The following is a 6,538-nucleotide window of genomic DNA, read 5'->3' on the forward strand; positions in this document are numbered from 1 at the left end:
CGCGGGCCCGGGCGCCCCCCCGGGCCCCGCCGCCGGGCGCCCCGCGCCCGCGCCGGCGCCCCCCCCCCGCGGTGCGGGGCCCCGGCGGCGAGCGGCTCGAACTCGACCTGCCCACCCCCGGCCTGCTGGCCGCCCTGACGCCCGGTGAGCAGGCGAGCGTGCCGGTCGGCACCCACTACGCCGTGCTCACCTCCGGCTCCACCGGCACCCCCAAGGCCGTCGCCGTCACCGAACCGGCGCTCGGCGCGCTGCTGCACTGGTACCGCGAGCTCACCGGCCTCGGCCCGGGCGAGCGGCACAGCCTGCTGATCGGGGTGGCCTTCGACCCGCACGTGATGGAGCTGTGGGCCACTCTCACCTCCGGCGCCGCCCTGGTCGTCGCCCCCGAGGCCGTCCGCTGGGACTCCGGCGCGCTCACCGACTGGCTGGGCGAGGCGGGCATCACCGCCGCCGTGCTGCCCACCCCGCTGGCCGAGCCGATCCTCGACCGGCCCTGGCCCGCCGGGCTGGCGCTGCGCCACCTGATGATCGGCGGCGACCGGCTGCGCCGCGCCCCCGGGGCGGAGGTCACCGCCACCGTCCACAACGCGTACGGCCCCGCCGAGGCCACCGTCGCCACCACGGTGCACACCATGGCGCCCGGCGGCGACCACGGCGCCGACGCGCCGCCGATCGGCCTGCCGATCGCCGGCGCCGTCGTGCTGGTCACCGACGAGCAGGGCAACCCGGTGCCCAGAGGGACGGCCGGGGAGCTGCGGATCGGCGGCCGGGGCCTGGCCGCCGGCTACCTCGACCCCGAGCTGACCGCCCGCCGTTTCGTCCAGGCGCCCCCCGGGGTGGACGGCACCGACCGGGTCTACCGCACCGGCGACCGGGTGGTGATGCGCGCCGACGGCGTGCTGGAGTTCCACGGCCGGCTGGACGACCAGGTCAAGGTCAGCGGGGTGCGGATCGAACCCGCCGAGGTGGAGGCCGCCTTCGAGCGCGACGACCGGGTCCGCCGCGCGGTGGTCGCCGCCGAGACCGCGGCCACCGGCGGCGTCCGGCTGCTCGCCTTCGTCCAGGCCGAGCCCGACGCCGAACCGGCGAGCCTGCTGGAGGCCGTCCGGCCCTGGCTGCCCGAGCAGGCCGTGCCCTCGGCCGTACGGCTGGTCGAGACCTTCCCGCTGGACCCCAACGGCAAGGTGGACCGCGCGGCGCTGCTGGCCGCGCTCGCCGCCGAGCCCGAGGCCCCGGCGGCCGCCGGCGAGGACGGCGACACCGCGGTCGAGCGCACCCTGGTGAAGCTCTGCCGCGAGCTGCTCGGCCGCGCCGACCTCGGCCCGGGCGACAACTTCCTGGCGTCGGGCGGCAACTCGCTCGCCGCCGCCCGACTGCTGGAGTCCCTGGAGGGGGAGTACGGCGTGCGGCTGCGCGCCCCCCTGCTGCTGCGCCAGCCCGACCTGCGGGCGGTCGCACGGCTCATCGAGGAGCGGATGCCCAGCGCGTCCCTCGCCTGAGGACCCGGAGCCGTCCCGCACACCAGGCCCCGTCCGGCCCCGTGCGGGACGGCTCCGCCCCCGTGCGGGACGGCTCCGCCGCCGCCGCGCCCCCGTCGCACCTCCCGATCTGACCTGCGGCGCCCCCGGCCCCAGCGCCGGGGCGCCCGGAAGGGACCCAGCCATGACGCCCGTCCTCCCCACCCTCCCCGCGCTGGTCGCCCGCCAGGCCGAGCAGCACCCGAGCGCGCTCGCCCTGACCGACGGCGCCACCTACCTCACCTACCGCGAACTCCACGACGCCGCCGGCCGCCTGGCCGCCGTCCTGGCCGCGCGCGGGATCGGCCCCGGCAGCGCCGTCGGCCTGCTGTGCGCCCGCTCGGCCAGGTTCGCCGTCGCCCAGCTCGCCGTCTGGCGGGCCGGCGGCCTCGTCGTCCCGCTCGACCCGGCCTACCCGCGCCCGCGCATCGCCGAGATGACCGCCGACGCGCAGGTCCGCCTCGTCCTCGGCGACAAGGCGCTGCTCGCCGACGCCGCACTGCCCGCCGAGCGCACCCTGGTGCTCACCGAACGCGGCACCGAGGAGACCGGCGCGGCGGTGCCCGACGCCGCCGAACCGGACGCGCCCGCCCTGCTCTACTACACCTCCGGCTCCACCGGCCGCCCCAAGGGCGTACTCGTCCCGCACCGCGCCGTCACCGACCTGGTCACCGCCCCCGACGGGCTCGCCCTCGGCCCGCGCGACCGGGTGCTCTTCCACTCCACCCCCTCCTTCGACGCCGCCACCTTCGAACTCTGGGCGCCGCTCGCCCAGGGCGCCGCCGTCGCCGTCTCCCCGGCCGAACGGCCCAGCGCCGAGGAACTCGTCCGCGACGTCGAGCGCTTCGGCGCCACCACCGCCTTCATCACCACCGCGCTCTTCCACCACCTGGCCGCCAAGGAGTCCCGGATCTTCGGCGTGCTGCGCACCCTGGCCGTCGGCGGCGAGGCGCTCGCCCCCGAGTACGCCGGGGCCGTGCTGCGGGCCTTCCCCTGGCTGGAGCTGTACAACGTCTACGGGCCCACCGAGGCCACCACCTTCACCACCGCCCACCGGATCACCCCCGCCGACTGCGCGGGCGGCCCCGTCCCGATCGGACGCACCTTCGGCGGCGCCCGCGCCCTCGTCCTGGACGAGCGGCTCGCCCCGGTCGAACCCGGCACGGTCGGCGAACTGTGGATCGGCGGCGGGCGCCTCGCCCAGGGCTACCTCAACCGGCCCGAACTGACCGCCGAGCGCTTCCGTGAACTCCCCGGCGGCGGCCGGGCCTACCGCAGCGGCGACCTGGTGCGCCAACGCCCCGACGGCGCCCTGGAGTTCCACGGCCGCACCGACGACCAGGTGAAGGTCCGGGGCTTCCGGATCGAGCCCGGCGAGGTCGAGCAGGCCCTGCTGCGCTTCCCCGAGGTCGCCGAGGCGGCCGTGGTGGTCCGCCGCGCCGGACAGGCCGACGCCGCGCTCACCGCCTGCGTGGTCCTCGCCGAGGGCGCCGGGGCCGCCGCCGAAACCCTGCGCACCCGGCTCGCCGAGCTGCTGCCCGCCCACCTGGTCCCCACCGCCTGGGCCGTCCTGCCCGCACTGCCGCTCAACGGCAGCGGCAAGATCGACCGCCGCGCGCTCGCCGCCGCCCCGGACCCGGCGGCGGAGCGCACCGGCGTCGAGGTCGACCTCACCCCGATCCAGCGGGTCGTCGCCGAGGCCTGGAGCCGCGCCCTGGAACGCCCGATCACCGACCCGGCCGCCGACTTCCTCGCCGAGGGCGGCCACTCGCTGCTCGCCATGTGGGTCGTCGACGACCTCGCCGGCGAGTTCGGCATCGACCTGTCCCTCGCCGACTTCCTCGGCCACCCCACCGTGGCCGGCCAGGCCGAACTACTGGAACGCGCCCTGCGGGACGCCGACGACACCCAGGGAGCACCCCAGCGATGAGCAACGACCAGAACGACCTGCTGCGGCGCGCCCGCAACCGCCGCACCGCCCTCGCCCCGCAGCGCCCGGCCGCCGCCGACGTCGACGCCGGCCCGGCCCCGCTCTCCCACGCCCAGCAGCGGATGTGGCTGATGGAGCACCTCGGCCAGGGCGGCGCCCTCTACAACGTCCCGATCGCCACCCGGCTGCGCGGACCGCTCGACCGGGCCGCCCTCGCCACCGCGCTCACCGGCCTCACCGAGCGGCACGCCGTCCTGCGCACCCGCTACCCGCGCCGCGGCGAACAGCCCTACCAGCACCTCGAAGCGGCCGGCCCCGTCCCGCTGGCCGTCCTGGACGCCACCGGCGACGGCACCGGGCAGCTGGCCGCCGAGGCCGCCCGCCCCTTCGACCTCACCGACGGGCCGGTGCTGCGCGCGCTGCTGCTGCGGCACGCGCCCGAGGACCACACCCTGCTGCTGACGATCCACCACATCGCCGTCGACGGCGGCTCGCTGCCCGTCCTGGCCGCCGACCTCGCCGAGCTGTACGCCGCCGCCCGCGACGGCGTCGAACCCCGGCTCCCGGCGCCCGGCATGCCGTACGCCGAGTACGCCCGCCAGGAGCGCGCCCGCGACACCGAACTCACCGCCGCCGCCGACGCCCTGGCCGCCCGGCTGGCCGGCGCCCGCCCGCTGCCGCTGCTGCGGCCGGTCGCCCCCGGCGCCCGCGACCGCCGGGCCGGCCTGCACGCCGTGCCGCTCGACCCCGCCACCGTCGAGGGCCTGCGGCAGCTCGGCGCCCGGCACGGCGCCACCCTGTTCGCCGTCGTCCTCACCGCCGCCTTCGCCACCCTGCGCACCGCCGGCGGCCAGGACGACCTCACCCTCGGCTGCGCCAGCGGCCACCGGGCCCGCCCCGAACTGCGCCGCACCGTCGGCCTGGGCGTCAACACCCTCGCGGTGCGCGCCGAACCCGCCGGGGACGCCTCCTTCGCCGAGGCGCTCGCCCTGGTGCGCGGCGCCCTGCTGGAGGCCCAGCAGCACCACCAGGTGCCCTTCGACCTGGTGGTCGAGCGGCTCGGCGCGGCGGCGCGCGGCGCCGACGGCACCCCGCTGCTGTCGGCCAGCTGCGACCTGGTCCAGCCCGCGACCGCCCTGACGCTGCCCGGCCTGGACGCCGAACACGTCGACGTCGACCTGGAACTCGCCAAGTTCGACCTCACCCTGGTCCTGGAGGAGGGCCCGCGGCCGCGCTGCCTGGTCCAGCACGACCACGCGGCCCTGGACGGCGCCACCGCCGCCCGACTGGCCGAGGCCTTCGCCGCCGTGCTCCGCGCGGTCGTCGAGGACGCGGACCGCCCGCTCGCCGAACTCCCCGGCGAACTGCTGGCCCGCGCCGACCGGCACCCGGTGCTGGAAGCCCTGGCGGCCCACCCCGGGGTGGCCGACGCGGCCGTGGTGGAGACCGCCGACGGCCCGCCGCTCGCCTACGCGGTGGTCCGCGGCGCGGTCGCCCCCAGCGGCACCGACCTGCGCGCCCGGCTCCGGGCCGCCGTCCCCGCCGCCGAACTCCCGCTGGCCGTCACCCTGCTGGACCGCATCCCGCGCGGCGCGGACGGCGCCGTCGACCGCGACCGCCTGCCCGGCGCCGCCGTCGCCGCGGCCCGCGCCGCTGCCGCCACTCCCGCCGCCCGGGCCGAGGCGGCCCGCGCCACGGCCGCGACCGGCCCGCTCGACCTGGTCCGCACCGCCTTCGGCGAACTGCTCGGCAGCGTCCCGCCCGCCGACGGCGACTTCTTCGCCCTCGGCGGCCACTCGCTGATCGCCGTCCAGCTCGCCGAACGCCTGCGCACCCGCGTCGGCGTGCCGCTCACCGGCCTCGACATCCTGGAGCACCGCACCCCGCGCGCCCTCGCCGCCCTGCTCGCCGCCCGCGAGGAGGAACGCCGCGCCGCCCTCACCCGCGTCGACGGCCTCCACAGCACCGAGCCGCGCACCGGCACCGTGCTGCTCACCGGCGCCACCGGCGGCGTCGGCGCCGCCGTGCTCCAGGAACTGATGGCCCAGGGGCGGCCGGTACGCGTCCTGGTCCGCCCCGAGTCGGCCCACCTGCCGGCCCTGCACGGCGCCGAGATCGCCGAGGGCGACCTCGCCGACCTCGACAGCCTCCAGCGCGCCGTCAAGGGCGTGGACGCCGTCATCCACTCCGCCTGCACCTTCACCGACCACGAGGTCGACACGGCCGCCATGCGCGCCCTGCTGGACGGCTGGTCCGGCGGCCCGTTCGTCTTCGTCAGCAGCATCGACGCCTACGGGCGCCCGCCCGGCACCGAGGTCGCCGAGGGAGGCCCCAGCGGCGCACCCGTCACCGCCTACGGGCAGGCCAAGCTCGACTGCGAGCGGATGCTGTTCGAGACCGCCGAGGCCACCGGCCACGGCCCGGCCACCGTGGTGCGCGCCCCCATCGTCTGGGGCCCGCACCACCGCCTGCGCGACCAGCTCCGCTGGGGCTCCACCGGCGACCTCTACCAGGCCGCCCTGGCCGGCCGCCCGATCGCCCTGCCGGCCGCCGCCGACGGCGAGCCGCAGGAGTGGCACGGCGCCGCCTGGGTGCACTCCGCCGCCCTGGCCCGCGCCCTCGCCGCCTGTGCCCTGCCCGACGGCCCCGCCGCCGGCCGGATCGTCAACGCGATCACCGGGCACGTCTCCTGGGCCGAGTTCGGCACCGAGCTGATCCGGCTGCTCGGCTCGGACAGCGTCCTGGACCTGCGCCCCGACGCCGACCCCGAGCTGCGCCGCCCGTGGCACTACCGGGCGGAGACCCTCGCGGCCGCGCTCCAGCCGGAGCCGGGCGAGGACTGGCGCAGCGTGCTGGCGGCCATGGTGGGCTGACGGCGCCCCCGTCGAGCGGCGCTCGGTCCCCGGATTCTCCCCGGGGGCCGGGCGCCGTCCGGCATCAGCTCCGGTACCGGCGGTCGCCGGCCCTCGGCGCGGCGCCCTGCACCAGCGGGGGCCGACCGCCCCTCGCCGGTCGGCGGCTCAGCGCCGCCGCAGTCGGGCCGTGGCCGCGTTGCGGATCTGCCGGGTCCGGCCGCGCTCGGCGAGGAGGC

At 78.6% G+C, this 6,538-nt stretch carries 3 protein-coding genes; all 3 read left to right on the forward strand.

Translation table 11 applies throughout. The features are described from left to right. The coding region (locus ACFWXO_RS09930; RefSeq protein WP_380523085.1) for a non-ribosomal peptide synthetase at positions 1–1,499 on the forward strand (1,499 nt) is incomplete at its 5' end. A 163-nt stretch (positions 1,500–1,662) separates the two neighbouring features. Then, positions 1,663–3,447 carry a non-ribosomal peptide synthetase gene (locus tag ACFWXO_RS09935; protein ID WP_380523086.1) on the forward strand — a complete coding sequence of 595 codons (1,785 nt, stop codon included), beginning with the start codon at positions 1,663–1,665 and terminating at the stop codon, positions 3,445–3,447. Then, a complete protein-coding gene (locus ACFWXO_RS09940) occupies positions 3,444–6,320 on the forward strand; it encodes a condensation domain-containing protein (protein ID WP_380523087.1) in 2,877 nt (958 codons plus the stop codon). Before ACFWXO_RS09935 ends, ACFWXO_RS09940 begins: the two co-directional genes overlap by 4 nt. Positions 6,321–6,538: the final 218 nt, after the last annotated feature.

The organism is Kitasatospora sp. NPDC059088 (assembly GCF_042738155.1).
Classification (GTDB): Bacteria; Actinomycetota; Actinomycetes; order Streptomycetales; family Streptomycetaceae; genus Kitasatospora.

Excerpts from the sequence above, each read along its gene's own strand:
- ACFWXO_RS09935 (WP_380523086.1), top strand. The coding sequence starts at position 1,663 with ATGACGCCCGTCCTCCCCACCCTCCCCGCGCTGGTCGCCCGCCAGGCC.
- ACFWXO_RS09940 (WP_380523087.1), top strand. The coding sequence starts at position 3,444 with ATGAGCAACGACCAGAACGACCTGCTGCGGCGCGCCCGCAACCGCCGC.